This is a genomic window from Streptomyces sp. NPDC046931 (genome assembly GCF_040644655.1).
Classification (GTDB): domain Bacteria; phylum Actinomycetota; class Actinomycetes; order Streptomycetales; family Streptomycetaceae; genus Streptomyces.
Genome location: NZ_JBEYWX010000011.1, coordinates 107,808 through 133,692, shown reverse-complemented (window position 1 = coordinate 133,692; position 25,885 = coordinate 107,808). Strand labels below are relative to the sequence as shown.

21 protein-coding genes are annotated in these 25,885 nt (G+C 70.8%); 18 read left to right on the top strand and 3 right to left on the bottom strand.

What is annotated here, in order from left to right; genetic code table 11:
* The first annotated feature begins 119 nt into the window (after nucleotides 1-119).
* The 13 genes from ABZ876_RS20890 (at nucleotide 120) to cimA (ending at nucleotide 14,214) form a co-directional block, all read left to right on the top strand.
* Nucleotides 120-1,046: a proline dehydrogenase family protein gene (locus tag ABZ876_RS20890; protein ID WP_361782993.1), complete on the top strand. Its 927-nt coding sequence runs from the start codon at nucleotides 120-122 to the stop codon at nucleotides 1,044-1,046.
* Nucleotides 1,047-1,079: 33 nt separating this feature from the next.
* Nucleotides 1,080-2,711, top strand: coding sequence for an L-glutamate gamma-semialdehyde dehydrogenase (pruA, locus tag ABZ876_RS20885; RefSeq protein WP_361782990.1), 1,632 nt, complete (start codon nucleotides 1,080-1,082; stop codon nucleotides 2,709-2,711).
* 166 nt (nucleotides 2,712-2,877) lie between these two features.
* On the top strand, nucleotides 2,878-3,417 hold the full coding sequence (locus ABZ876_RS20880) for a GNAT family N-acetyltransferase (protein WP_361782987.1): 540 nt from the start codon (nucleotides 2,878-2,880) through the stop codon (nucleotides 3,415-3,417).
* Nucleotides 3,418-3,674: 257 nt separating this feature from the next.
* On the top strand, nucleotides 3,675-3,806 hold the full coding sequence (locus ABZ876_RS20875) for a hypothetical protein (protein ID WP_015493350.1): 132 nt from the start codon (nucleotides 3,675-3,677) through the stop codon (nucleotides 3,804-3,806).
* Nucleotides 3,807-3,956: 150 nt separating this feature from the next.
* Nucleotides 3,957-5,000, top strand: coding sequence for a 3-isopropylmalate dehydrogenase (locus ABZ876_RS20870; RefSeq protein ID WP_361782984.1), 1,044 nt, complete (start codon nucleotides 3,957-3,959; stop codon nucleotides 4,998-5,000).
* A gap of 262 nt (nucleotides 5,001-5,262) precedes the next feature.
* Nucleotides 5,263-6,351 carry a branched-chain amino acid aminotransferase gene (locus tag ABZ876_RS20865; protein ID WP_361782981.1) on the top strand — a complete coding sequence of 363 codons (1,089 nt, stop codon included), beginning with the start codon at nucleotides 5,263-5,265 and terminating at the stop codon, nucleotides 6,349-6,351.
* A 234-nt stretch (nucleotides 6,352-6,585) separates the two neighbouring features.
* Nucleotides 6,586-7,266 (top strand): urease subunit gamma, encoded by a 681-nt coding sequence (gene ureA / locus ABZ876_RS20860; protein WP_361782978.1) that lies wholly within the window; start codon nucleotides 6,586-6,588, stop codon nucleotides 7,264-7,266.
* 17 nt (nucleotides 7,267-7,283) lie between these two features.
* Complete coding sequence (locus ABZ876_RS20855) at nucleotides 7,284-8,966, top strand: urease subunit alpha (protein WP_361782975.1); 1,683 nt, start codon at nucleotides 7,284-7,286, stop codon at nucleotides 8,964-8,966.
* Nucleotides 8,967-8,985: 19 nt separating this feature from the next.
* Nucleotides 8,986-10,029: an agmatine deiminase family protein gene (locus ABZ876_RS20850; protein ID WP_361782972.1), complete on the top strand. Its 1,044-nt coding sequence runs from the start codon at nucleotides 8,986-8,988 to the stop codon at nucleotides 10,027-10,029.
* Between the two features lie 9 nt (nucleotides 10,030-10,038).
* Complete coding sequence (locus tag ABZ876_RS20845) at nucleotides 10,039-10,365, top strand: hypothetical protein (protein WP_361782969.1); 327 nt, start codon at nucleotides 10,039-10,041, stop codon at nucleotides 10,363-10,365.
* Entirely contained in the window at nucleotides 10,362-10,967 is a 606-nt protein-coding gene (locus ABZ876_RS20840; RefSeq protein ID WP_361782966.1) for a TetR/AcrR family transcriptional regulator, read from the top strand. Before ABZ876_RS20845 ends, ABZ876_RS20840 begins: the two co-directional genes overlap by 4 nt.
* 59 nt (nucleotides 10,968-11,026) lie before the next feature.
* On the top strand, nucleotides 11,027-12,328 hold the full coding sequence (locus ABZ876_RS20835; RefSeq protein ID WP_361782963.1) for an MFS transporter: 1,302 nt from the start codon (nucleotides 11,027-11,029) through the stop codon (nucleotides 12,326-12,328).
* A gap of 281 nt (nucleotides 12,329-12,609) precedes the next feature.
* Nucleotides 12,610-14,214: a citramalate synthase gene (gene cimA / locus ABZ876_RS20830; RefSeq protein ID WP_361782960.1), complete on the top strand. Its 1,605-nt coding sequence runs from the start codon at nucleotides 12,610-12,612 to the stop codon at nucleotides 14,212-14,214.
* 61 nt (nucleotides 14,215-14,275) lie between these two features.
* On the opposite strand, the gene ABZ876_RS20825 is transcribed toward cimA, so the two are convergent.
* Together ABZ876_RS20825 and ABZ876_RS20820 are read right to left on the bottom strand one after the other, a co-directional pair.
* Complete coding sequence (locus ABZ876_RS20825) at nucleotides 14,276-14,758, bottom strand: hypothetical protein (protein WP_361782957.1); 483 nt, start codon at nucleotides 14,756-14,758, stop codon at nucleotides 14,276-14,278.
* 7 nt (nucleotides 14,759-14,765) lie between these two features.
* Nucleotides 14,766-16,631, bottom strand: coding sequence for a ricin-type beta-trefoil lectin domain protein (locus ABZ876_RS20820; protein ID WP_361782954.1), 1,866 nt, complete (start codon nucleotides 16,629-16,631; stop codon nucleotides 14,766-14,768).
* Between the two features lie 270 nt (nucleotides 16,632-16,901).
* On the opposite strand from ABZ876_RS20820, the gene ABZ876_RS20815 reads away from it, so the two are divergent.
* The 4 genes from ABZ876_RS20815 (at nucleotide 16,902) to ABZ876_RS20800 (ending at nucleotide 23,203) form a co-directional block, all read left to right on the top strand.
* Complete coding sequence (locus ABZ876_RS20815; RefSeq protein ID WP_361782951.1) at nucleotides 16,902-19,925, top strand: glycoside hydrolase family 3 N-terminal domain-containing protein; 3,024 nt, start codon at nucleotides 16,902-16,904, stop codon at nucleotides 19,923-19,925.
* An 83-nt stretch (nucleotides 19,926-20,008) separates the two neighbouring features.
* Nucleotides 20,009-21,358: a hypothetical protein gene (locus tag ABZ876_RS20810; protein WP_361782948.1), complete on the top strand. Its 1,350-nt coding sequence runs from the start codon at nucleotides 20,009-20,011 to the stop codon at nucleotides 21,356-21,358.
* Nucleotides 21,359-21,539: 181 nt separating this feature from the next.
* Nucleotides 21,540-21,959: a hypothetical protein gene (locus tag ABZ876_RS20805; protein ID WP_361782945.1), complete on the top strand. Its 420-nt coding sequence runs from the start codon at nucleotides 21,540-21,542 to the stop codon at nucleotides 21,957-21,959.
* Nucleotides 21,960-22,087: 128 nt separating this feature from the next.
* Nucleotides 22,088-23,203, top strand: a complete 1,116-nt coding sequence (locus ABZ876_RS20800; protein ID WP_361782942.1) for a septum formation family protein — start codon at nucleotides 22,088-22,090, stop codon at nucleotides 23,201-23,203.
* 74 nt (nucleotides 23,204-23,277) lie between these two features.
* On the opposite strand, the gene ABZ876_RS20795 is transcribed toward ABZ876_RS20800, so the two are convergent.
* Complete coding sequence (locus tag ABZ876_RS20795; protein WP_361782939.1) at nucleotides 23,278-23,880, bottom strand: YceI family protein; 603 nt, start codon at nucleotides 23,878-23,880, stop codon at nucleotides 23,278-23,280.
* Nucleotides 23,881-24,285: 405 nt separating this feature from the next.
* Here ABZ876_RS20795 and ABZ876_RS20790 point away from each other — a divergent pair, with 405 nt between their 5' ends.
* Nucleotides 24,286-25,878: an acyl-CoA carboxylase subunit beta gene (locus ABZ876_RS20790; protein WP_361782936.1), complete on the top strand. Its 1,593-nt coding sequence runs from the start codon at nucleotides 24,286-24,288 to the stop codon at nucleotides 25,876-25,878.
* Nucleotides 25,879-25,885: the final 7 nt, after the last annotated feature.

Here is a 25,885-nt window from a genome sequence, read left to right as displayed (position 1 = left end):
GGATGCGTGACAGCTGTCGATGGCCGACGATCGGAGCAATCCATAGGTTTGACGGTGGTTCTCCGTGCCGTACCCGAATCGTCGGGATTCGGCCTCCTGTTGCCCTTGTGGAGGTGCCCGTGCTGGGTCCCGTGATTCTCGCAGCGTCGCGCAGTGACCGGATGCGCCGTCTGATCTCGGCCGCCCCGGTGACGAAGCCGGTCGTGGACCGCTTCATCCCCGGCGAGACCGTCGACGAGATCGTCCCGATCATCGAGGACCTCACCGGCAAGGGCCTCGAGGTCACCATGGACGTCGTCGGCGAGGACATCACGACCCCCGAGCAGGCCACGGCCGCACGGGACGCGTACCTGGAGCTGATCGGCCGCCTCAAGGAGCTCGGGCTCGGCCCGAAGGCCGAGATGTCCGTCAAGCTCTCCATGTTCGGCCAGGCGCTTCCCGGCGGCCACGAGCTGGCCCTCGCCAATGTGCGCCCGGTCGTCGAGGCCGCCGCCGCGATCGGCACCACGGTCACGCTGGACGCCGAGGACCACACCACCCTCGACTCGATGTTCGCCATCCACGAGGAGCTGCGGAAGGACTTCCCCGGCACCGGCTGCGTGATCCAGGCCTATCTCTTCCGCACCGAGGCCGACGCCCGCCGTCTCGCCGCGAGCGGCAGCCGGGTGCGTATCGTGAAGGGGGCGTACAAGGAGCCCGCCTCGGTCGCCTACCAGAGCAAGCAGGAGACCGACAAGGCGTACGTCCGCATCCTGAAGACCCTCATGGAGGGCGAGGGATACCCGATGATCGGCTCCCACGACCCTCGGATCATCGCCATCGCGCAGGACATCGCCCGGCGTGCCGGACGCAAGCTCGACGAGTACGAGTTCCAGATGCTGTACGGCATCCGCGGCGAGGAGCACCTGCGGCTGGCCGCCGAGGGCCACCGCATGCGCGTCTACACGGCCTACGGCACCGACTGGTACGGCTACTTCATGCGCCGTCTGGCCGAGAAGCCGGCGAACCTCCGCTTCTTCGCCCGCTCGGTCCTCACCAAGAGCTGACACCCACCGCTCGCAAAAGGAGTTACGGAACTCATGGACGCTGTGACCCAGGTCCCCACCCCCGTCAACGAGCCGGTGCACGGCTACGCTCCCGGTTCGCCCGAGCGCGCCCGGCTGGAGGCCAAGCTCAAGGAGCTGGCCGACAACCCGATCGATCTGACGTGCACCATCGGCGGCGAGAAGCGCATGGGCGGCGGCGAGCCGTTCCAGGTCGTGCAGCCGCACAACCACCGGTCGGTTCTCGGCACCCTGCGCCACGCCACCCAGCAGGACGCGCGGGACGCCATCGACGCGGCCCTCGCCGCCGCCCCCGCATGGCGCGCGCTGTCCTTCGACGACCGCGCCGCGATCATCCTGCGCGCCGCCGAGCTGCTGGCCGGCCCCTGGCGTGAGACGATCGCCGCCTCCACCATGCTCGGCCAGTCGAAGACGGCCCAGCAGGCGGAGATCGACAGCCCGTGCGAGCTGGTCGACTTCTGGCGCTTCAACGTCCACTACGCCCGCCAGATCCTGGCCGAGCAGCCGCCGGCCAACTCCCCTGGCGTCTGGAACCGCCTCGACCACCGCCCGCTGGAGGGCTTCGTCTACGCGATCACTCCGTTCAACTTCTCGGCGATCGCGGCCAACCTGCCCACCGCCCCCGCCCTCATGGGCAACGTGGTGGTCTGGAAGCCGTCCCCGACCCAGACCCACGCCGCGGTGCTGCTGATGCAGCTGCTGGAGGAGGCGGGCCTGCCCAAGGGCGTCATCAACCTCGTGACCGGTGACGGCATCGAGGTCTCCAAGGTCGCCCTCGAGCACCGCGACCTCGCCGGCATCCACTTCACCGGGTCGACCAAGACCTTCCAGTACCTGTGGAAGACGGTCGGCAACAACATCGAGAAGTACCGCTCCTACCCGCGCCTGGTCGGCGAGACCGGCGGCAAGGACTTCCTGGTCGCGCACCCGAGCGCCGACCGCGCGGCCCTCAAGACGGCGCTCACCCGCGGTGCCTTCGAGTACCAGGGCCAGAAGTGCTCGGCGACCTCGCGCGCGTACATCCCGGCCTCCATCTGGAACTCCGGCTTCAAGGAGGAGTTCGCGGCCGAGGTCGACTACCTGACCATGGGTGACGTCACCGACCTGTCGAACTTCATCGGCGCCGTGATCGACGACCGTGCCTTCGCCAAGAACAAGGCCGCCATCGACCGCGCCAAGGAGGACCCGACCTGCACGATCGTCGCGGGCGGCTCCTACGACGACTCGGTCGGCTACTTCGTCCGCCCGACCGTCATCGAGTGCACCGACCCGGAGAACGAGGTCTTCACGACCGAGTACTTCGGCCCGATCCTCGCGGTGCACGTCTACGAGGACGAGAAGTACGACGAGATGCTGACCCAGATGGAGTCGGTCTCCGACTACGCCCTGACGGGCTCGGTCATCGCGAACGACCGCGCCGCGGCGGCGTACACGGCCGAGAAGCTGCGCTACGCGGCCGGCAACTTCTACATCAACGACAAGTCGACCGGCGCCGTGGTCGGCCAGCAGCCCTTCGGCGGCGGCCGCGCCTCCGGCACCAACGACAAGGCGGGCGCCCCGCAGAACCTGCTGCGCTGGACCCTGACCCGCGCCATCAAGGAGGCGCTGGTCCCGCCGACCGACTACACCTACCCGCACATGGGCTGAACCTGCCCGCACGGGGCTGACGCCCCCTGAGCACCGCCCCTGCCCCGGGTCACGACACCGGGGGCGGGGGCGGTCGTCATGTGCGGCGCTCGCGGGTCGTACGGCTCATGTGCCGGCGGCAGGCCGGTCACGTGGGAGAACGCCGGGAGGAGGTCATACTGGTCCCGTGGCCACCCGTCTGCGCAGCGTTCACACCGCCGACCTCGATCCCGCCGAACTTCGCGAGGCCCGCGCCCTGTTGGACGAGGCGTTCGGCGGGGACTACGACGACGAGGAGTGGGAGCACGGGCTCGGCGGGATGCACGTCCTGCTGAGCGACGAGCGGGGGCTTGCGGCACACGGGTCCGTCGTCCAGCGGCGTGTCCGGTACCGCAAGCGCTGGCTGCGCGTGGGGTACGTCGAGGGCGTGGGGGTGCGTCCGGACGTACGGCGCCGGGGGTTCGGCGGGCGTGTCATGGCCGAGATCGAGCGGATCATCGACGGCGCCTACGACCTCGGCGCGCTCTCCGCGAGTGACGAGGGCGCCCCGCTGTACGAGGCCCGGGGCTGGCAGCTGTGGTCCGGCCGGCTCTGCGCCCTCGGCCCCCACGGCGTGGTCCGGCTGCGTGACGAAGAGGACTGCACCTTCGTGCGCCCGGCGGCCGCGGGGCCCCTCAATCCGAAGCACAAGCTGGTGTTCGACTGGCGGGACGGCGACGTGCTCTGACGTTCGGTGCCGCCGTCGTGCAGGTCACGGCCGGTCGGGCCGGTTGGCGTCTCAGATAGTAGGAAGTCCGAGTAATTGTGGAGACAGGCGCCCGGTCCTCGCTTAGCTTTGTAGGAGCCGAACGTCTCGCTCGATCCAGCGAATGGCGGTCGTGAGCCGGGCCCCATGCAGGTCACCCCTGCGGCACCGCTCCCCGCCCCTCCGGCGTCTCGTAACCCCTTTTCCGCACTCCGGGATCTCGAAGGAGTCGATTCCCCATGGCCGAGACGACCGTCCGCCGCCGAGTCCGTCACGTTTCCCGCACCAGTGAGTCCGACCGCAAGAACGCCGCCGCCGCACTCCAGCGTGCCCTCGACCGCCGGGACAACGGCGGCGAGACCGGCCACTGAGCCGCCGCGGGCGGCGCTTTCCGAGCCGGGAGCCGCGCCCGTGGGGTGCGGCGCGGTCCCGTACCGCGCCGCACCTCGAAAGCCGGGGCGCTTCTGTCCGCATCCCGGACGCCCAGTGTCATTGCGTGGGACAAGGAGTACGGTGCCGCCATGTCTCGCAGCATCAATCTCGCAGTGATTCCCGGTGACGGCATCGGCCAGGAGGTCGTGGCCCAGGGGCTGAAGGTCCTCTCCGCCGTCCTTGCGCAGGATGTGAAGCTGGAGACCAAGGAGTACGACTTCGGCGCCCGGCGCTACCACGCCACCGGTGAGACCCTCACCGACGCCGACCTGGAGCAGCTGAAGCAGCACGACGCGATCCTGCTGGGCGCGATCGGTGACCCGTCGGTCCCGTCCGGCGTCCTGGAGCGCGGCTTCCTGCTCAAGCTCCGCTTCGCCTTCGACCACCACGTCAACCTGCGGCCCTCCAGGCTGCTCCCGGGTGTCCAGACCCCGCTCGCCGGCCAGCCCGAGATCGACTTCGTCGTGGTCCGGGAGGGCACCGAGGGCCCGTACACGGGCAACGGTGGCACCATCCGCTCCGGCACCCCGCACGCGGTCGCCACCGAGGTCTCGCTGAACACCGCCTTCGGCATCGAGCGTGTCGTGCGCGACGCGTACGCCCGCGCTCAGGCCCGCCCCCGCAAGAAGCTGGCCCTCGTCCACAAGAACAACGTGCTCGTGCACGCCGGTCACCTGTGGACGGAGATCTTCAACAGGGTCGGCGAGGAGTTCCCCGAGGTCACCACCGAGTACATGCACGTCGACGCGGCGACGATCTACCTCGTCACCCAGCCCGAGCGCTTCGACGTGATCGTCACCGACAACCTCTTCGGCGACATCATCACCGACCTCGCCGCCGCCATCTCCGGCGGCATCGGGGTCGCCGCCTCCGGCAACATCAACCCGTCCGGCGCGTTCCCGTCGATGTTCGAGCCCGTGCACGGCTCGGCGCCCGACATCGCGGGCCAGGGCAAGGCCGACCCGTCGGCCACCGTCCTGTCGGTCGCCCTTCTGCTGCGCCATCTCGGTTACGAGGACGAGGCCGCCCGTATCGAGGAGGCCGTCTCCGCCGACCTCGCCGAGCGCGTGGGCAAGCCCGCCCGCACCACCGACGAGATCGGCGACGCGCTCGCCGTACGAGTAGCCGGCTGACCCGCGCCACTCCACATCCTGAGTAGGCCGCCGGGTCGCGATCGCGCCCGGCGGCTTTCCCATGTCTGCGCCGGGTGTCACCATCGACCCACCCCTGGGCAACCCATGGGGCCGTATTCACACCGTTTCGTCCGGCCTCACCCCTTGCGATAATCGAACGCGGAGCCGCGGTATGAGGGAATGCTCGGACGTCCAAGCACTGGCCGTTCCAGTGCGGGCGTGAGCGCGGCCCGCCACGACAACCGGTGAAGGACAACCACACATGACGACGCCCACGATCGAGCTGAAGCCCGCCGCCCACCCGCTCTCCGACGCGGAGCGGGAGGGAATCCTGGCCAACCCCGGGTTCGGCCGCCACTTCACCGAGCACATGGTGACCATCAGGTGGACCGAGGGCCGGGGCTGGCACGACGGCCAGCTCGTCCCGTACGCGCCGATCTCCCTCGACCCGGCCACCAACGTCCTGCACTACGCGCAGGAGATCTTCGAGGGCCTCAAGGCCTACCGCCAGCCCGACGGCTCGGTCGCCACCTTCCGCCCGGAGATGAACGCCCGCCGTTTCCAGCGGTCCGCCCGCCGCCTGGCGATGCCGGAGCTGCCGGTGGAGACGTTCATCGCGGCGTGCGACGCGCTGGTCCGGCAGGACAAGGCGTGGGTGCCGGCCCACGGCGGCGAGGAATCCCTTTACCTGCGCCCCTTCATGATCGCGACCGAGGTCGGCCTCGGTGTGAAGCCGGCCAACGAGTACCTCTTCCTGGTCATCGCCTCCCCGGCCGGCGCGTACTTTCCGGGCGGTGTGAAGCCCGTCTCCATCTGGGCGTCCGAGGACCGTGTCCGCGCGGTTCCGGGAGGCATGGGCGACGCGAAGACGGGCGGCAACTACGCGGCCTCCCTGCTCGCCCAGGCCGAGGCCGCCGCCAAGGGCTGCGACCAGGTCTGCTACCTCGACGCCGTGGAGCACAAGTGGGTCGAGGAGCTGGGCGGTATGAACCTGTACTTCGTGTACGGCGACAAGATCGTCACCCCGACGCTCAGCGGCTCGATCCTCGAGGGCGTCACGCGTGACTCCCTGCTGACGGTCGCCCGCGACCTCGGCTACGAGGCCGAGGAGCGCCGCGTCTCCCTCGACGAGTGGCAGGCCGACTCGGAGAACGGCACCCTCACCGAGGTGTTCGCCTGCGGCACCGCGGCGGTCATCACCCCGGTCGGGACGGTCAAGCGGGCCGGTGCCGAGTGGAAGCAGTCGTGTGGCGAGCCGGGCAAGGTGACCCTCAGGCTCCGCGAGACCCTGCTGGACATCCAGCGCGGCACCCGCGAGGACATCCACGGCTGGATGCACAAGCTGGGCTGACCGCCGCCGCGCAGCGTCGGGGCCGCTCCGGACTTCGGGTCCGGGGCGGCCCTTTTGCGTGCCTGTTCCCCGTCCGGTCGGGTGCCGGGTCATGGTTGTGTGCCCGGTGATCGGACCGCGCGCCTGGCCATCGTTTGATTAGAGCATCGTTCAATCCCATGGTTGCGGACCCTTCCCCTCTTCTTGTCCTCCATTTAGAGTGCTGCTCTAAACGACGCGAGACAAGGAGACGCCGTGCGACTGACTCCCACGGAGCGTGACCGGCTGCTGCTGTTCTCGGCCGCCGAGCTGGCCAGGTCCCGCAGGGCCCGCGGCCTCAGGCTCAACGTCCCGGAGGCGACCGCCCTGATCGCCGACACGGTGTGCGAGGCGGCCCGCGACGGCGCCCGGCTCGCCGAGGCCGTCGAGCGGGCCCGCACGGTGCTCGGCCCGGACGACGTGCTGCCGGGTGTCGCGGACGTCGTCACGGAGGTGCACGTCGAGGCCGTCTTCGACGACGGCTCCCGGCTCGCGGTGGTCTCCCGTCCTCTGGAAGGAGGCCTGGGCGACCTGGCTCCGGGAGCACTGCTGCCGGGTCCCGGGCACGCCGAACCCGAGGCGGCCGTGCGGCTGACGGTCACCAACACCGCGGACGTGCCCGTCTCCGTGACCTCCCACTTCCACTTCTTCGAGGCCAACCCACGGCTCGACTTCGACCGAGGGGCCGCCTACGGGATGCGGCTCGCGGTGCCCGCGGGTTCCTCCGTGCGGTTCGGGCCGGGGGAGAGCGTCGAGGTGGGTCTGGTGCCGATCGGGGGCCGGCGGACCGCGATCGGGTTCGCGGGACTCGTCGACGGCCCGCTGGACGCGCCGGGCGCCAAGGAGGAGGCCCTGCGCAGGGCCGCCGCCTGCGGGTACCTGGGAGCCGGCCGATGAATCCGAAGGAGCGCGCGATGGACCCGCACGCGTACGCGGCCGCGCACGGCCCCCGCGCCGGCGACCGGATCCGCCTCGGCGACTCGGGCCTGGTGGTGCGCGTGGAGTCCGACGCCCAGAAGCACGGCGACGAGTTCCTCGCCGGGTTCGGCAAGACGGCCCGTGACGGGCTGCACCTCAAGGCCGCCGCCGTGCGCGAGACCTGCGACGTCGTCATCAGCAACGTGGTCGTGATCGACGCGGTGCAGGGCATCCGCAAGGTCTCCATCGGCATCCGCGAAGGCCGGATCCACGCCATCGGCCGGGCCGGCAACCCCGACACCCTCGACGGCGTCGACGTCGTGGTCGGCACGGGGACCTCGATCGTCTCCGGTGAGGGCCTGATCGCCACCGCCGGTGCCGTCGACACCCATGTCCACCTGCTGTCGCCGCGCATCATGGAGGCCTCGCTCGCCTCCGGTGTGACCACGATCATCGGCCAGGAGTTCGGCCCGGTGTGGGGCGTGGGCGTCAACTCCCCCTGGGCACTGCGGCACGCGTTCAACGCCTTCGACGCCTGGCCGGTCAACATCGGCTTCCTGGGCCGGGGTTCGTCCTCCCACTCCGCGCCCCTGACCGAGGCGCTGGCCGAGGGCGGCGCGTCCGGCTTCAAGGTGCACGAGGACATGGGCGCCCACACCCGCGCCCTGGACACCGCGCTGCGCGTGGCCGAGGAGCACGACGTCCAAGTGGCGCTGCACAGCGACGGGCTGAACGAATGCCTGTCCGTGGAGGACACGCTCCGGGTGCTCGAAGGACGGACCATCCACGCCTTCCACATCGAGGGCTGCGGCGGCGGCCATGTGCCCAACGTCCTGAAGATGGCGGGTGTCGCGAACGTCATCGGCTCCTCCACCAACCCCACCCTGCCCTTCGGCCGCGACGCCGTGGCCGAGCACTACGGCATGATCGTCTCCGTCCACGACCTCAAGACCGACCTGCCCGGCGACGCCGCCATGGCCCGCGACCGGATCCGCGCCGGAACCATGGGCGCCGAGGACGTGCTGCACGACCTGGGAGCGATCGGCATCACCTCCTCGGACGCGCAGGGCATGGGGCGCGCGGGCGAGACCGTGCGCCGCACCTTCGCGATGGCCGGGAAGATGAAGGCTGAGCTGGGGCCCCTCAAGGGCGACGGCCCACACGACGACAACGCCCGAGTCCTGCGCTACATCGCCAAGCTGACCGTCAACCCGGCCATCGCCCACGGCCTCGCGCACGAGGTGGGTTCCCTGGAGACCGGCAAGCTGGCCGACATCGTCCTGTGGCGGCCGGAGTACTTCGGCGCCAAGCCGCAGCTCGTGCTCAAGGCCGGCTTCCCGGCGTACGGCGTGGTCGGGGACCCCAACGCGGCCACCGACACCTGCGAACCCCTCGTCCTCGGCCCGCAGTTCGGCGCGCACGGCGGCACCCCCGCCGACCTCTCTGTCGCCTTCGTGGCCCGGGCGGCGCTCGACCAGGGCAACGACCGGATGCCGACCCGTCGGCGCAGGGTCGCCGTCCGGGGCACCCGCGGCATCGGCCCCGCCGACCTGCGCCTGAACTCCCGCACCGGATCCGTCGACGTCGACCGGCACACCGGCCTGGTCACCCTCGACGGCGACCCGATCCGCTCCGAGCCCGCCGACTCGGTGTCCCTCAACCGCCTGTACTTCCTCTGACCTTGTGAGGACCCCCGCCATGAACACCCCCGCCGCCGACGGCTTCCGCATGCCCGCCGAGTGGGCCCCGCACGAGCGCACCTGGATGGCGTGGCCGGGTCCCAACCCGACCTTCGGCGCCCCCGAGGACCTTGCCGCCTCCCGCGCCGCCTGGGCCTCGGTAGCCCGCGCGGTGCGCCGCTTCGAACCGGTCACCGTGGTCTGCGGTCCCGGGCAGTCGGCGGCGGCCCGCGCCTTGCTGGGCGAAGGCATCGACACGGTGGAGCGCGAACTCGACGACGCCTGGATGCGCGACATCGGCCCCACCTTCCTCACCGACGGGCGGGAACTGGCCGCCGTGGACTGGACGTTCAACGGCTGGGGCGCCCAGGGCTGGGCCCGCTGGGAGCACGACGCGAAGATCGGCGCGTATGTCTCGGACCTCGCGGGCGCGAGGACGTACGCCTCGAAGCTGGTCAACGAGGGCGGCGCGATCCACGTCGACGGCGAGGGGACCGTGCTGCTGACCGAGACCGTGCAGCTCGGACCCGAGCGCAACCCGCACTGGACCCGCGAGGAGGTCGAGGCGGAGATCCACGCCCACCTCGGCACCCGCAAGGCGATCTGGCTGCCGCGCGGCCTGACCGCCGACTACCCCCCGCACGGCTTCGGTACCCTCGGCCACGTCGACATCGTCGCCGCCTTCGCCCGCCCGGGTGTCGTGGTCGCCCACCATCAGCCGGACCCGGCGCACCCCGACCACGAGGTGACCCGGGAGGTCATCGGGATCCTCGGGTCCGCCACCGACGCACGCGGCCGCCGCCTGGAGGTCGTGGAGGTGCCCGCCCCCGCCGTCCTGGAGGCCGACGGCCACTGGGCCGACTACTCCTACATCAACCACTACCTGTGCAACGGCGGCGTCGTGCTCTGCGCCTTCGGCGACCCGCGCGACGAACTCGCGGCCGACCTCTTCCGCCGCCTGTTCCCGGAGCGGACGGTGACCCTGGTGGACGCCCGTACGATCTTCGCGGGCGGCGGAGGCATCCACTGCATCACCCAACAGCAGCCGAGGGTCCTCGGGTAGAACGTACGGGTGAATGTGATGGTCTGCGCCTCGTGCGGAAGACGGCTGACCGAGCCGGTGCGCCGGCTCGACGAGATGCCCGAGCGTCCCGCCTGGGACGGCGGGCCCGACGCGGACGGACGGCGGCACGGACCGGCGAGTGTCCCGCGCGGAGCCCATGTCGTCGATCCCCGGCCGTTCGGTGCGCCGTTCGTGCCGGTCGCCGGCGACGAGGAGTACGACGGGATCGCGCCCGGCGAGAGGTGGACGGCCGACTGCTCGGGCGGATACGAGACCCGGCTCGTACCGGACACCGTTCGCGTGGACGCGGTGCAGGACGTGGAGGCGACCGGATGACCCGCAGCCGCCAGGCCGCCCCACCCCGCGAGGACGTGCTCGCCGCCGCCATGGGCATGATCGCCGAGCGCGGTCTGGAACAGCTCACCATGGCGGCACTCGGCCGGGAGGTCGGCATGAGCAGCGGCCACCTTCTGTACTACTTCCGCTCCAAGGACGAGCTGCTGCTGCGGACCCTGGAGTGGAGCGAGCGGTCGCTGGGCGCCGAGCGCGGCCGGCTGCTCGCGCGGACCGGCACGGCCCGCGAACGTCTCGACGCCTACGTCGACCTCTACGTCCCCGACGGCCACCGCGACCCGCACTGGACCCTGTGGCTGGAGGTCTGGAACCGCTCGCAGAACGCCGACGACGACGCCCGCGACCGGCAGGCCGCCATCGAGGGCGCCTGGCACCGCGACCTGGTGGCGCTGCTCGCCGAGGGGGTGTCGCGGGGCGAGTTCCGGCCGGTCGACCCGGACCGCTTCGCCGCGCGGCTGCGCGCCCTCCTCGACGGCTTCTCCATCCATGTGGCGATCGGGCTGAGGGGTACCGACCGGGAGCAGGTTCTCGGCCACGTGCGGGAGTTCCTGGACGAGACGCTGGGGCGGCCGGGGCCCGATTGACGTCCGCAGATGGCCGATTGCGGTGAATCCCCGCCGGGCCGCCGGGGCAGTTACGGCTCATGGGATCAGAGCACTGGAAGAGAATCTGGATCGGCTCGGCCGGCAACATGGTGGAGTGGTACGACTGGTTCGTCTACGCCAGCTTCGCCACGTACTTCGCCGGGGCCTTCTTCCCCGACGGGAACCCGACGGCCCAGCTGATGAACACCGCGGGCATCTTCGCCGTCGGGTTCTTCATGCGCCCGGTCGGCGGCTGGCTGCTCGGCCGGGTCGGCGACCGCAGGGGCCGCAAGGCCGCCCTGACCCTCACGGTCACCCTGATGTCGGCCTCGGCGATCCTCATCGCGATCGCGCCGACGTACGCCGTCGCGGGCTACGGCGGCGCGCTCGTACTGCTCCTCGCCCGGCTGTTGCAGGGCCTCTCGGTGGGCGGCGAGTACGCGGCCAGCGCGACCTACCTCACCGAGGCGTCCGACCCGGGACGGCGCGGCTTCGCCTCCAGCTTCCAGTACGTGTCGATGACCGCGGGCCAGATCGTCGGCCTGGGTCTGCTGATCCTGCTCCAGCACACGATGTCCGACGACGCGCTGCACGGCTACGGCTGGCGCATCCCCTTCGTGGTGGGGGCGCTCGGCGCGGCGGTGGTCTTCTACCTGCGGCGGAACATGCTGGAGACGGAGGTCTACGAGGCCGACGAGACCGAGGGTGAGGAGCGCGGCACGCTGCGCGCGCTCTGGCGGCACAAGCGCGAGGCCCTCCTGGTGATCGCGCTGACCATGGGCGGCACGGTCGCGTACTACACGTACACCACCTATCTGACCAAGTACCTGTCGAACTCGGCGGGACTGCCCAAGGAGACCGCGACCCTCGTCTCCTTCACCGCGCTGATCGTCTTCGCCTGTCTCCAGCCGCTGGCCGGCCGGCTCTCCGACCGGATCGGACGCCGCCCGCTGCTGATCACCTTCGCGGTCGGCTCCACCCTGCTGACCGTGCCGGTCATGACGCTGCTGAAGCACGCGGGCGGCTTCTGGCCGGCCCTCGGGCTGTCGCTGCTGGCCCTGGTCGTGGTCACCGGATACACGTCGATCAACGCGTGCGTGAAGGCGGAGCTGTTCCCGACGGGTATCCGCGCCCTCGGCGTCGCCCTGCCGTACGCCCTGGCCAACGCGCTGTTCGGCGGCACGGCGGAATATGTCGCCCTGTGGTTCAAGAACGCGGGCGCCGAATCCGGCTTCTTCTGGTACGTGGCGGGCTGCGCGGCCGTGTCGCTGGTGGTGTACCTCGCCATGCGGGAGACCCGCGACCTGGATCTGGTCCGGATGGACACCGCCCGGACGTCCACCATGACGACCGCATCCTGAGACGGCGGTGAGTGCGGGGGCGGATTGTGCCAGACTGCCCCCGTGCTCACGTTCGCCATGATTATTGGCAGCAGGCGCGCCGGTCCGCAGTGACCGCCTCGTACGACCAGGTGCGGGCGGCCACCGTCGTCCTCGACCCGCGCGCAAACCTCTCGCACCCGCGAGGGGTTTTTCCGTTTTCTGGCCCACCTTCAGCCAGGACGGGAGCGTGAGGGACCATGGGGGGACGGTGGAGCCGGTCATTTCGGTAGACCGAGATCCAAAACAGGAGCCTTGAGACCATGACGGAAACCAGCGAACTCGACGACTCGTTCCACGTCTTCGACACGACGCTGCGCGACGGCGCGCAGCGCGAGGGCATCAACCTCACCGTCGCGGACAAGCTGGCCATCGCACGGCACCTGGACGACTTCGGTGTGGGCTTCATCGAGGGCGGCTGGCCCGGCGCGAACCCGAGGGACACCGAGTTCTTCGCCCGCGCCCAGCAGGAGATCGACTTCCGTCACGCCCGGCTCGTAGCCTTCGGCGCGACCCGCCGCCCGGGCGCCAAGGCGGCGGAGGACCAGCAGGTCAGGGCGCTGCTGGAGTCGGGCGCGCAGGTGATCACCCTGGTCGCGAAGTCCCACGACCGCCATGTCGAGCTGGCCCTGCGCACCACGCTCGACGAGAACCTGGAGATGATCCGCGACACCGTCTCCCATCTGCGGTCCGAGGGCCGCCGGGTCTTCGTCGACTGCGAGCACTTCTTCGACGGCTACCGGGCGAACCCGCAGTACGCCAAGGCGGTGGTCAGCGCGGCGTGGGAGGCGGGCGCCGACGTCGTCATCCTCTGCGACACCAACGGCGGCATGCTGCCCGCGCAGGTCCAGGCGGTGGTCTCCACGGTCCTGGCGGACACCGGCGCCCGGCTGGGCATCCATGCGCAGGACGACACGGGCTGCGCCGTCGCCAACACCCTCGCGGCGGTGGACGCGGGCGCCACGCATGTGCAGTGCACGGCGAACGGCTACGGCGAGCGGGTGGGCAACGCGAACCTCTTCCCGGTCGTGGCGGCCCTGGAACTGAAGTACGGCAAGAAGGTGCTGCCCGAGGGCAGGCTCCGCGAGATGACGCGCATCTCGCACGCGATCGCCGAGGTCGTCAATCTGACGCCCTCCACGCACCAGCCGTACGTGGGCGTCTCGGCCTTCGCGCACAAGGCGGGCCTGCACGCGTCCGCGATCAAGGTGGACCCGGACCTGTACCAGCACATCGACCCCGAGCTGGTCGGCAACACCATGCGGATGCTGGTCTCCGACATGGCGGGCCGGGCCTCGGTGGAGCTCAAGGGCAAGGAGCTGGGCGTCGACCTGGGTGGCGACCGGGAGCTGGTCGGCCGGGTCGTGGAGCGAGTGAAGGAGCGCGAGCTCCAGGGCTACACCTACGAGGCAGCGGACGCGAGCTTCGAGCTCCTTCTGCGTGAGGAGGTCGCGGGCAGGCCGCTGTGCTACTTCCGCACGGAGTCCTGGCGGGCCATCGTCGAGGACCGTCCCGACGGCACCCACGCCAACGAGGCGACGGTGAAGCTCTGGTCGAAGAGCGAACGCATCGTCGCGACGGCGGAGGGCAACGGCCCGGTCAACGCCCTGGACCGGGCGTTGCGGGTCGCCCTGGAGAAGATCTACCCCCAGCTGGCCGCCCTCGAGCTGGTCGACTACAAGGTCCGCATCCTGGAGGGCAAGCACGGTACGCAGTCCACGACACGCGTGCTCATCTCCACGTCCGACGGCCGGGGCGAGTGGTCCACGGTCGGTGTGGCGGAGAACGTGATCGCGGCGTCGTGGCAGGCGCTGGAGGACGCCTACACCTACGGCCTGCTGCGCGCCGGCGTGGAGCCCGCGGAGTGACACCCCGGGGGCGGCGCTCCTCAGCAGGAGTCCGCGGCGAGCTTCTCGAACGCGCCGCGGCTCATGGCGCCGCCGTCGGCCGGACCTGGCCGGGGCGCAGCGCCGCGATGTCCCGGGCCGAGAAGGCGACGACGCCGTTGTAGGAGTCGCCGGTGACATAGTGGCCGAAGGACAGTGTGCAGGTGTGGTCCGGCAGCGGCCGCCGGGCTCCCCGGTGGCGGGCGTGCCGGCGGGCCGGGGGAGCGAACAGCGGGAACGCGGCGTCTCCCGTGTGCTCGCCCTGCGCGTCCCAGCCGGTGGTGACCAGGTCCCCGGCACCGGAGTCCCGGCCGTCGAGGGCCGGGCCCCGGTACGCGTCGTCACCGCACGGCCGGATCAGCGCGTTGGGAGCGCCGTCCGCGCCCGGCCCCACGGCCGCCAGTGGCAGGTCGACGGCCGCGCAGCCGCTCGGCAGTGCCGCCCCCGCCACCACACCCGTCACCGCGCCGGCTCTCCGCCGCAATGTGCGCCGCCCCCTCTCGTCGAGGGCGGCGCCTGCCGTCACCCCTTCGCTACTGAAGTCGCCACTTCTGGTTGGCCGCGCCCGTGCACGACCAGATCTGCGTCCGTGCCCCGTTCGCCGACGAGTTGTCCGTCACGTCCAGGCACCTGTTCGCCGCAAGATTGACGACATCGCCCGTCGAAGAGTCGTACGACCACTGCTGTGCTCCGGTTCCATTGCAGTCGTACAGCTGGACCTTGGCCCCGTCCGCGGTCGAACCACCTGACACATCCAGGCACTTGCCCAGCGCCTGGAGGGATTTGTCGGACTTCACCGTCCACCGCTGGGCGGCCGTCCCGTTGCAGTCGTACAGCTGCACCGCGGTCCCGTTGGCGTTCGACGCCCCCGCCACGTCCAGGCACTTGCCCGCGAGGCCCACGAACGCCCCCGTCCGGTCACCGCCGCCCGACTGGGTCCCCGACCAGGTGAACGTCGCCGATGTCCTACCCGGCAGCGAGTATGTCGCATGCTGCCCGCCCCAGTTGATCGCCACGGTCTTCGCGGACGTGGCGTCGTTGTACGCGATCAGCGCCTTGGAACCGTCCGGGTTACGCCACGCCACGTTCGGCACAGCGGCGCTCGCCGTCGACGCGATGCGCTGCGCGCCCGGCCGGACGAACTTCGTCAGATGGCCCATGGTGTAGTACTCGATCGTGTAGTCGACCGTCCCGCTCGCCCCGTCCCCGTCGTGGACCGTGATCAGGCCGGTGCAGGTGCCGCAGCCGCCGTTGTGCGGCCCTCTGTTCTGGTCGACCGCGAGCGACCACTTGGTCACCGACTTCGCCCAGTTCCGGGTGTAGTCGACGATGTCGAGCATGTCCTCGCGCTGCTGGTTCGCGATCCAGGTGCCGCCCGAGTGCTCCGTGCCGAACGCGTCCAGCTGCGGGTACTGGTTGTGGACCGTGGTCTGCTTCGTCACGTCACCGCCGTAGCCGTGCCAGGCGATCCCGCCGAAGTTGGGGTGCGAACGGACCGCCGCGTCGTCCACCGTCCGGGCGGCGTAGGAGTCGTAGGTGTCCCAGTTCCAGTCGTGTGCCAGCACCTTCGTCCCGAGGTCCGCCGCCTGGAGTCTCGGCAGCAGCTCGTTCTTCGTGAAGTACGCGAGTCCGGACGCGTTCCAGCTCATCGACGGATAGCCCGAACAGCACGTCGGCTCGTTCTGCGCGGTGACATAGGAGACGGGGACGCCCTGGTCCTTGTAGGCCTGGAGGTACTTCACGAAGTACGACGCGTAGGCCCCGTAGTCCTCCGCCTTCAGCCAGCCTCCGTCGAGCTGCCCGCTGTCCTTCATCCAGGCGGGCGCCGTCCACGGACTGGCCATCACGGTCAGCGAGGGGTTGAGCCGGAGCGCCTGCTTCGTCAGCGGCACCACATCGGCCAGGTCGTGCGCGATCGAGAACCTCGTCAGGTTCGGGTCCGTCTGCCCGGCCGGCACATCGTCGTAGGTGTAGCCGTAGCGGGCCAGGTCCGAGGCGCCCATCGGATTGCGCAGGAACGACAGCCCGATCCCGTCCGTCGGCGAGAACAGCTTCCGCATGGTCGCGTCCCGCGTCGCCTGCGACAGCGCCCCGCTGCCGTTCATCAGCCAGGCCGCGGTGTCCGTGAAGGACGCGCCGCCGCCGGTGAAGGTCTGGTAGCGGGTGTTCTCGTCGACGGTGATGTTCTCGCCGCCGCCGGTTCCCGGCTGGAAGGCGAACGGTGTCTGGGCCTGGAGTCCGCGCACGACATGCCGTCCGCCGCTGTCGTCGGTCGTGGTCAGCCAGGCCGTGACCTGCTCGCCGGCGGCGCGGGCGGGCCCGGTGCCCGCCGCGGTCAGCCCGGCCGTGGTCAGCAGCCCGGCGAGGATCAGGCGTGCCGCGCGCAGGGGTGTCCTCATGGTGCGCCGCCCTTCTGGGGGGTGGTGGGGGTGGGAGGCGTGCGAAGCGTGCGAGGCGTGAGTAAATGACGGCGCCGGGACCGCGTCAAGAGGGTGAGCGTTCACTTTCCGAAGAGACAACTCGCCTTCTATGGCTGGCACTTGGGGCCACTCCTGTTCTGACGTGAAGTCTTGACGGCGGGGGGTAACACCAGTTAACTCACGGCGTGATCTAAGTCGTAAGCCAGCCGTAAGCTCACTTGTGGATTACGAGAGCCAAAGGGAAGGTCCATGCGAAGAACCGCCCTGTTCGCCTCCGCCACCCTGCTCACCGCCCTGATCCCGCTCACCGCCGTCGGCACCGCCTCCGGCGCCGACGACCCCACCCCCGTCCCGGTCGACCGCTTCGAGGGTGAGGTGCCCTTCGCGAGCCAGCCGGCCGAGGGCATCTTCACCTGGGGCGGCGACGCCGACGACCCGCCCACGCTGCGCCTCACCGAGCGCGCGGACGCCCCCGAGGGCACCCAGGTCCTCACGGGTGGCTACGACATCAGCGGCTACGGCGGCTTCACCCACGACTTCGCCGCCGACCGGCCCGCCCACGACTGGTCCGCCCACCAGGGCATCCGCTTGTGGTGGGACGGCCGGAACAACGGCAAGAAGATCGCGTTCGAGATCAAGGACGGTGGCGCGAACGGCGAGGCCTCCGAGCTGTGGACCACCTCGTTCACCGACGACTTCAGCGGCTGGAAACAGATCTCGATCCCGTTCGCCGACTTCACCTATCGGACGGACTACCAGCCCGTCGGCGGCATCGACCACGTCCTCGGCCTCACCCGGATGTGGGGGTACGCCGTCACGCTCCCCGTCGGCGTCAAAGGCCAGTTCGCCCTGGACGGCGTCGAGCTGTACGGCAGGGCCGACCAGTCCCGGCGGGCCTCGGTCACCACGGACTCCGCCGTCTACCCGGTCGGGGAGGGCGGCACGGCACAGGTGAAGGTCACCGTCGCCACCACCGGTTCCGTCCCCCTCGACGAGCCCGTCACCGTCGCCTATGACACATCCGGCGGTACCGCCGGGTCGGGCACCGACTACACCCCCGCCCAGGGGACGCTGGCCTTCCCGGCCGGAACCGCCTCCGGCAGCACGCGGACCATCGAGGTGCGCACCCTCGAGGACAAGGCCGCCGAGCCCGCCGAGACGATCCCGCTCAGGCTGGCCGTCACCGGTGCCAAGGCCCCCGCCGAAACCCCGCAGGTGGTCATCGACGCCCACGGGCTGCCGTACCTGGACGGCAGGCTGCCGGTGCGGAAGCGCGTCGCGGACCTGCTCTCCCGGATGTCCCTGGAGGAGAAGGCCGGCCAGATGACCCAGGCCGAGCGCGCCGGCCTCACCTCCCAGGGCGACATCGCGGCCTACGACCTGGGCTCGCTGCTGTCCGGCGGCGGCTCGACCCCGACGCCCGACACCCCCGAGGCGTGGGCGAAGATGATCGACTCCTTCCAGCTGCGGGCGCGGGCGACCCGGTTCCAGATCCCCCTGATCTACGGCGTCGACGCCGTCCACGGGCACAACAACCTCGTCGGCGCCACGATCATGCCGCACAACATCGGCATCGGGGCCACGAGAGACCCACGACTGGCGGAGAGGACCGGAGCGGTGACGGCCGGTGAGGTACGCGCCACCGGCATTCCCTGGGACTTCGCGCCCTGCCTGTGCGTCTCGCGCGACGAGCGCTGGGGCCGCTCCTATGAGTCCTTCGGCGAGGACCCGGCGCTCGTGAAGTCCATGGAGACGATCATCCAGGGCCTCCAGGGACGCGCGGACGGCCGGGACCTGAGCCGGAACGACAAGGTCCTCGCCACCGCCAAGCACTTCGTCGGCGACGGCGGCACCGAGTACGGCTCGTCCACCACGGGGTCGTACACCATCGACCAGGGGGTCACCAAGGTCACCCGGCAGCAGCTGGAGGCCGTCCACCTGGCCCCGTACCGGACGGCGGTCGAGCGCGGCATCGGCTCGGTCATGCCGTCCTACTCCTCGCTCGACGTCCTCGGTGACGGCCGGGGCCCGGTGAAGATGCACGCCCGCGCCGACATGATCAACGGCGTGCTGAAGGGCCGGATGGGCTTCGACGGCTTCGTCATCAGCGACTGGAACGCCCTCGACCAGCTCCCCGGCGACCACGCGTCCCACGTCCGCACCGCGGTCGACGCCGGCGTCGACATGATGATGGTGCCCTACACCTACAAGGACTTCCGCACGACGCTGACCGACGAGGTGAAGGCGGGCCGCATCAGCGAGAAGCGGATCGACGACGCCGTCTCCCGCATCCTCACGCAGAAGTTCAGGCTGGGACTCTTCGAGCACCCGTACGCCGACACGAGCGGCGCCGACCGGATCGGTTCCGCCGCGCACCGGGCCGTGGCCCGGCAGGCGGCCGCCGAGTCCCAGGTGCTGCTGAAGAACGCGGGCGGAGTGCTGCCGCTCAGGAAGAACCAGAAGGTCTACGTCGCCGGATCCAACGCCGACGACCTCGGCAACCAGACCGGTGGCTGGACCCTCACCTGGCAGGGCGCGTCCGGCACCCACACCCAGGGCACGACCATCCTCCAGGCCATGCGGAAGGCCGGGGGAGACGTCACCTACTCCAAGGACGCCTCGGCCCCGTTGAACGGCTACGACGCCGGCGTGGTCGTGGTGGGCGAGACCCCCTACGCCGAAGGTGTCGGCGACGTCGGCAACGGCCACGACCTTCAGCTGTCCGCCGCCGACACGGCCGCCGTGGACAAGGTGTGCGGCGCCATGAAGTGCGCGGTGCTGATCGTCTCCGGCCGTCCGCAGCTGATCGGCGACCGGCTCGGCGAGATCGACGCCCTGGTGGCCTCCTGGCTGCCGGGCACCGAGGGCGACGGCGTGGCGGACGTCCTCTACGGCAGGCGCCCGTTCACCGGACAGCTCCCCGTGACCTGGCCGAAGTCGGAGTCCCAGCTGCCGATCAACGTCGGCGACACCTCGTACGACCCGCAGTTCCCGTACGGCTGGGGACTGACCACGCTCACCGGGGTCCCGAAGGGAGGCGAGCCCACGCTGAAGGCGCTGGCGCTCGCCGCATCCGTGGCCGAGCGCACGGGCTCCGCACCGGCGGGCCGCGCCGTCGTCACCAAGGCCCGGCTGCTCGTCCAGCAGAAGGCGGGATCCGGGATCACGGCGGCTGTCGCGGGGCCGTTCGCGGAGGCGGACCATCTGCTGCTCACGGGGAAGTACGCGGCGGCGGTGGCCAAGTTGACCCAGGCGTACCGGGCGGTGACCTGACGTGTCCGGGCAGGGGCGGTGCACACCCGGCACCGCCTCTGCCCGGCCCTCCGGTTCCGGGTGCCTTCGGGTAGCGTCGAAGTATGAGGTCCGCACGGGTCAAAGGACTCGCCGTACCGCTGGTCGCGCTGCTCATGGCGGCCCTGACGGTGCTGTACGCGGGTGCGCCCCGCGCGCACGCGGCGACGGACGTCTCGGCCATCGCCGTGGCGCTGCGCAAGGGCCCCGTCTACGTCGATCCGGCTGCCTCCGGGCAGCTGTCCGCCCGGGACGCCGAGGCCATCGCGAAGAAGATCGAGGACGCCGGCAAACCGGTCTTCGTGGCGGTCCTGCCCGCCGGCTACCCCACGCAGAACCTCTTCTCCGACCTCCGCACCGCCACCGGTGTCACCGGTCTGTACGCGATCCGCCTCGGCGACCGCTTCGACGCCCGGGCCGACTCCTCGGTGCTGCCCCGCACCGCGGTGCAGAACCTGGTCACCAGCGTGCAGGGGGAGTCCGCGAAGGCCCAGCTCAACGACTTCACCGACCGTGCGCTCGCCAACGTCCGCGGCCACGCCCCCTCGAGCTGGGGTACCTCGGGCGGCAAAGGCGGCGTCTCCTCGACCGCGCTGATCGCGGTCGCCGCGGTACTGGTGGCCGGCGGCGCGGGCGCCTACGCGCTCGTACGACGCGGCCGGCGCCGACGGGAGGAGGAGCAGCGGGCCGCGCTGGAGAAGCTTCGGGTCGTGGTCGACGAGGACATCACCGCTTTCGGCGAGGAGCTGGACCGCCTCGACTTCCATCCCGGGGAGCCGGGCGCGGACGACGCGATGCGCGAGGACTACGAGCGGGCGCTGAACGCGTACGAGCAGGCGAAGTCGGCCATGGCCGCGGCGCAGCGCCCGGAGGACGTCAGGCCCGTCACCCAGGCGCTGGAGGAGGGCCGCTTCTCGCTGGCGGTGCTCGGCGCCCGCCGCGAGGGCCGTCCGCTGCCCGAGCGCCGGCCGCCGTGCTTCTTCGACCCGCGCCACGGCCCGTCCGTCACCGACGCGGTCTGGACGCCCCCGGGCGGCGCCGCGCGCGAGGTACCGGTCTGCGCGGCGGACCGGACCCGGCTGGCCGAGGGCCGCGACCCCGCGGTCCGCGAGGTGGACACGGACTACGGCCGCCGCCCCTACTGGGACGCGGGCCCCGCCTACGGCCCCTGGGCGGGCGGCTACTTCGGCGGCGGCATCCTGCCCGGCCTGCTGGTCGGCACGCTGCTCGGCAGCATGATGGCCACCCCGTCGTACGCGGCGGACTACGGCGCGGACTACGGCGACTTCGGCGGTTACGACGGCGGCGACGTGTCCGGCGCCGACTTCGATCCCGGCGACTTCGGCGGCGGCTTCGGCGACGGCGGCGGAGGGGACTTCGGCGGGGGCGGCGGGGACTTCGGCGGAGGCTTCTGACGCACCGGCTCAACGGCCCCGGGGCGCGCCGGACGGACGCCGACTACTGCAACCGTCGCACTGTCCAGCGTATTTGTCGCCCGTCACACAGGTATGGCGGCCGCCCCTCCCACCGGGTGGGGATGCTGTAGGGCGCACAGGGGGCGGGGCATCTGCGCACCTGTCCGTGACGGGGGGCACGATGAGTTGGTGGCAGTCCGGCCTGTTCGGCGCCGGGGGAGGGCTGAGCGTCGAACTGCTCGCCGTGTTCCGCGGATGCATGCAGTGGCAGGCGGCCCGCAGAACCGCGAGCGGCAGACGGCGCGCGAGGCCCCCGGCCCTGTGGCACTACCTGGACACCGCCGCCCACGCGTGCCTGGCCGTCCTGCGTGCCGGCATGGGAGCCGCCACGGCCCTGCTGTTCGCCGCCACCGGGCAGATCAGCGGCGCCTACGCGGCGGTGGCACTGGGCGTCAGCGCGCCGGCCGTGCTGGCCACGCTGGGAGCCGTCCCCCAGGTGGCGAACCTGGTCGCCGGTTCCCCGGTGCCCGCGCCCGCGAACAACGGTGTCCCGCGGGGTGACGGCACCCTCGAGGCGACCGGCCCCGGAGGCGGACAGTGACGGGGAGCCTCGGGCGACGCGTCCTCGTGCGGCTGCTCGGGGTGTCCGTGCCGGGACCTCGGCCGGAGGAGCGGACACCCCGGTCCGCCTCGTACCGCCGGCACCGGCAGTACCCCTTGCACCGGCGTGTGGCGGCAGGACTCCTCGGTGTCTCCCTGCACGGCCCCTCGGCCCCAGGGGACCTCCCCGCCGAGACGGACGGCGTTCCGCTGCCGGGCTCGCGGGCGGCGACCCGTCCGGCCGGGCCCGCGATCGCTTCCCCGCGGCGTCCGTACGACGAGGCCGACGATCAGGCACCCCCTTTTGTGCCGGTACTTCTACGAGGCCCGGGGCCGGGGGAGGAGGGAGAGCTCTCGTACCCGGGCACCGAGTCACCCGGCCGGAGCCGGCGCACCGGCTCGCACGTCCTGTGGGCCGCACTGGCGGGCGCGTACGCGGTGGTGGTGGTCGTGGTGGGTGTCTGGATCTCCCTGGACCGGGTGCACTCCCACGGACCGGGCCCGGCAGCGCCGGGGGCGGTCGTCTCCGTCACCGAGCGGCTCGAGGTCGGCGACTGTGTCGTGGTCGGGTGGCCGGGTCCCCGCCGCCAGGGCACACCGCACCTGACCGTGGACCGCTTCTGCGCCGATCGGGCACCCGACGGCCAGGTCATCGCCGTGGTCGGCGCCACGAGTGCCGACGAGGCCCGGTGGCGCGGCCCGCGCCAGTGCGCGCAGCGGACGGAGGAACTCCGCGACAGGCTCGCCGATGTGAGCAGTTACGCCGTCGTTCCGACCCGGGCCACCTTCGATGTCGCCGGGCGGCGCACCGCCTGTCTGGTGCTGGGGGCGCACGGGCCGGTCTTCGGGCCGCTCGGACCCGGCCGGACCTCCGGCTATGCCTTCACGGACACGGCGAACATGCAGAAAGGGGACTGCCTAGAGGTGCCTTCCAACCAGAACGCCCGGCTGATCCCCTGCTCCCAGCCCCATGACCAAGAGGTGCTCGGCTTCACCCGGCTGGGTGCCGATGTCACGCTCGCCCAGGCCAAGTCCCTGTCGGATGAGGCGTGCGCACGGGACGTGCCGCCGGCCGACCACGGCTTCGATCCGTCCGTCTACGAAGCCGCCTCGTGGGTGGGGGACGGCGCCTGGAAGTCCGATACCCACATTGTCGTGTGCGCCGTACGCAAGCGGAACGGAGGCACCATTCAGCGGGGCGAACCCGGGGACCCCCCGACAACCGAGCGCCCGCCCTCCCCGTAGGGGGATCAAAGGACGGGCTCGCTCGGGGAAGGCCGCGTGGCGCGGGGCTCACGCGGCGCTCGGGGCGGGAAGGGTCACGCCTGCTTGATCGCCGAGATGTCGAAGACCAGCTTGATCTTGTCCGAGATCAGCACGCCGCCCGTCTCCAGCGCCGCGTTCCAGGTGAGGCCCCACTCCGAGCGCAGGAGCTCGGCCTTGCCCTCGAAGCCGACGCGCTCGTTGCCGAACGGGTCCTTGGCCGCGCCGTTGAACTCCAGGTCGATGGTGATCGGCTTGGTGGTGCCCAGAATCGTGAGGTCGCCGGTGATCCGGAACTCCTCGCCTCCCAGGGCCTGCACCCCGGTGGAGCGGAAGGTCATCGTCGGGTGCTCGTCGATCGTGAAGAAGTCCGCGCTCTTGAGGTGGTTGTCGCGGTCGGCCGAGCCCGTGTCGATGCTGTCCATCTTCACGTCGATCGACGCCTCGGACTTGGAGGGATCCGAGCCGTCCAGGTTCAGCGTGCCCTCGAAGTCCTGGAAGGCGCCCTTGACGTTGGTGACCATGGCGTGGCGGGCCACGAAACCGATGGTGGTGTGCGACGGGTCCACGGTGTAGGTGCCGCTCAGCGCGGCGAGGTCGGGGTTCACCGCGCCGGCAGGGACGGTGGCGGTGCTGTTCTTGCGGCTGAAGATGCCCATGATGTCTGCTCCTAGAGGGGACGGTGTTCGCGGCTTCCGGGTCGGCGAGCCGGCAGGCGGAAGAAGCTGTTTAATCTTCAACGAGCTCAACACGGTCGACGGTAACCGTATTCCGTTCAACTTTCAATCTCCTTCTCGACGGGTCCCTCATCCCGTGGTGGCGGATATGGTGAAGGGCGCCGCCGTTCGGAGCCCGGCATCACTCCGGAGATGGCATCCGCGGCGCCGAATCCGCAGTGGCGTCCGGGTGAGCTCTTTGTCAGGGCCCTACAACGCTCGGGGCTTCTGAGCAGTCGGATCGGCTGCATCCGGGGATGGTTCTGTTCAGGGGTACCAGGAAAACGGGCCGGAGACTGTGAGGAGTCAACGGACCGCTTTGCTTGGTGGACTTCGTAAGGTCACTACATGACCGTTTTGGACGAGGCTGTAGATTCCGGGAGCGAGCCCACCGACGCGCGCGGGCGCGTCGCCGAACTGCACGAGATTCGTGCGCAGGCCCTGGCCGGGCCCAGCGAGAAGGCGACCGAGGCGCAGCACGCCAAGGGCAAGCTCACCGCCCGGGAGCGCATCGAGCTGCTCCTGGACCCGGGGTCCTTCCAGGAGGTCGAGCAGCTGCGCCGGCACCGGGCGACCGGGTTCGGCCTGGAGACCAAGAAGCCGTACACCGACGGTGTGATCACCGGCTGGGGCACGGTGGAGGGCCGTACGGTCTTCGTCTACGCCCATGATTTCCGCATCTTCGGCGGCGCGCTCGGCGAGGCCCACGCCACGAAGATCCACAAGATCATGGACATGGCCATCGCGGCCGGTGCGCCGCTGGTCTCCCTGAATGACGGGGCCGGCGCCCGTATCCAGGAGGGCGTCAGCGCGCTCGCGGGCTACGGCGGCATCTTCCAGCGCAACACCAAGGCGTCCGGCGTCATCCCGCAGATCAGCGTGATGCTCGGCCCGTGCGCGGGCGGCGCGGCCTACAGCCCCGCCCTCACGGACTTCGTGTTCATGGTGCGCGAGACGTCCCAGATGTTCATCACGGGCCCGGACGTGGTCAAGGCCGTCACCGGTGAGGAGATCACCCAGAACGGCCTGGGCGGCGCCGATGTGCACGCCGAGACCTCGGGCGTCTGCCACTTCGCGTACGACGACGAGGAGACGTGCATCGCCGAGGTGCGCTACCTGCTGTCGCTGCTCCCGCAGAACAATCGCGAGAACCCGCCGCGCGTCGAGTCCTCGGACCCCGTGGACCGCCGTAGCGACGTCCTGCTGGACCTGGTTCCGGCGGACGGCAACCGGCCGTACGACATGGCCAAGGTCATCGAGGAGATCGTCGACGACGGCGAGTACCTGGAGGTCCACGAGCGCTGGGCGCGCAACATCATCTGCGCGCTCGCCCGGCTGGACGGACAGGTGGTGGGCATCATCGCCAACCAGCCGCAGACCCTCGCCGGGGTCCTGGACATCGAGGCGTCGGAAAAAGCTGCGCGCTTTGTCCAGATGTGTGACGCTTTTAACATTCCGCTGATGACCTTCCTGGACGTCCCCGGGTTCCTTCCCGGTGTCGACCAGGAGCACGGCGGAATCATCCGCCACGGCGCGAAGCTGCTGTACGCCTACTGCAACGCGACCGTGCCGCGGATCTCGCTGATCCTGCGCAAGGCGTACGGAGGGGCGTACATCGTCATGGACAGCCAGTCCATCGGCGCCGACCTCACCTATGCCTGGCCGACCAACGAGATCGCCGTGATGGGCGCGGAGGGTGCCGCCAACGTCATCTTCCGCCGTCAGATCGCGGGCGCCGAGGACCCGGAGGTCATGCGGGCGCGGATGGTCAAGGAGTACAAGTCCGAGCTGATGCACCCCTACTACGCGGCGGAGCGGGGCCTGGTGGACGACGTCATCGACCCGGCCCAGACCCGCGAGGTCCTGATCAGGTCCCTGGCGATGCTCCAGTCCAAGCACGCGGACCTGCCCGCCCGTAAGCACGGCAACCCCCCGCAGTAACCGAGCG

What these genes read in the sequence shown, in the direction of transcription:
- pruA (WP_361782990.1), top strand. Translation starts at nt 1,080, where the DNA reads ATGGACGCTGTGACCCAGGTCCCCACCCCCGTCAACGAGCCGGTGCAC.
- ABZ876_RS20875 (WP_015493350.1), top strand. Translation starts at nt 3,675, where the DNA reads ATGGCCGAGACGACCGTCCGCCGCCGAGTCCGTCACGTTTCCCGCACC.
- ABZ876_RS20870 (WP_361782984.1), top strand. Translation starts at nt 3,957, where the DNA reads ATGTCTCGCAGCATCAATCTCGCAGTGATTCCCGGTGACGGCATCGGC.
- ABZ876_RS20865 (WP_361782981.1), top strand. Translation starts at nt 5,263, where the DNA reads ATGACGACGCCCACGATCGAGCTGAAGCCCGCCGCCCACCCGCTCTCC.
- ABZ876_RS20855 (WP_361782975.1), top strand. Translation starts at nt 7,284, where the DNA reads ATGGACCCGCACGCGTACGCGGCCGCGCACGGCCCCCGCGCCGGCGAC.
- ABZ876_RS20850 (WP_361782972.1), top strand. Translation starts at nt 8,986, where the DNA reads ATGAACACCCCCGCCGCCGACGGCTTCCGCATGCCCGCCGAGTGGGCC.
- ABZ876_RS20840 (WP_361782966.1), top strand. Translation starts at nt 10,362, where the DNA reads ATGACCCGCAGCCGCCAGGCCGCCCCACCCCGCGAGGACGTGCTCGCC.
- ABZ876_RS20835 (WP_361782963.1), top strand. Translation starts at nt 11,027, where the DNA reads ATGGGATCAGAGCACTGGAAGAGAATCTGGATCGGCTCGGCCGGCAAC.
- cimA (WP_361782960.1), top strand. Translation starts at nt 12,610, where the DNA reads ATGACGGAAACCAGCGAACTCGACGACTCGTTCCACGTCTTCGACACG.
- ABZ876_RS20820 (WP_361782954.1), bottom strand. Translation starts at nt 16,631, where the DNA reads ATGAGGACACCCCTGCGCGCGGCACGCCTGATCCTCGCCGGGCTGCTG.
- ABZ876_RS20815 (WP_361782951.1), top strand. Translation starts at nt 16,902, where the DNA reads ATGCGAAGAACCGCCCTGTTCGCCTCCGCCACCCTGCTCACCGCCCTG.
- ABZ876_RS20810 (WP_361782948.1), top strand. Translation starts at nt 20,009, where the DNA reads ATGAGGTCCGCACGGGTCAAAGGACTCGCCGTACCGCTGGTCGCGCTG.
- ABZ876_RS20805 (WP_361782945.1), top strand. Translation starts at nt 21,540, where the DNA reads ATGAGTTGGTGGCAGTCCGGCCTGTTCGGCGCCGGGGGAGGGCTGAGC.
- ABZ876_RS20795 (WP_361782939.1), bottom strand. Translation starts at nt 23,880, where the DNA reads ATGGGCATCTTCAGCCGCAAGAACAGCACCGCCACCGTCCCTGCCGGC.
- ABZ876_RS20790 (WP_361782936.1), top strand. Translation starts at nt 24,286, where the DNA reads ATGACCGTTTTGGACGAGGCTGTAGATTCCGGGAGCGAGCCCACCGAC.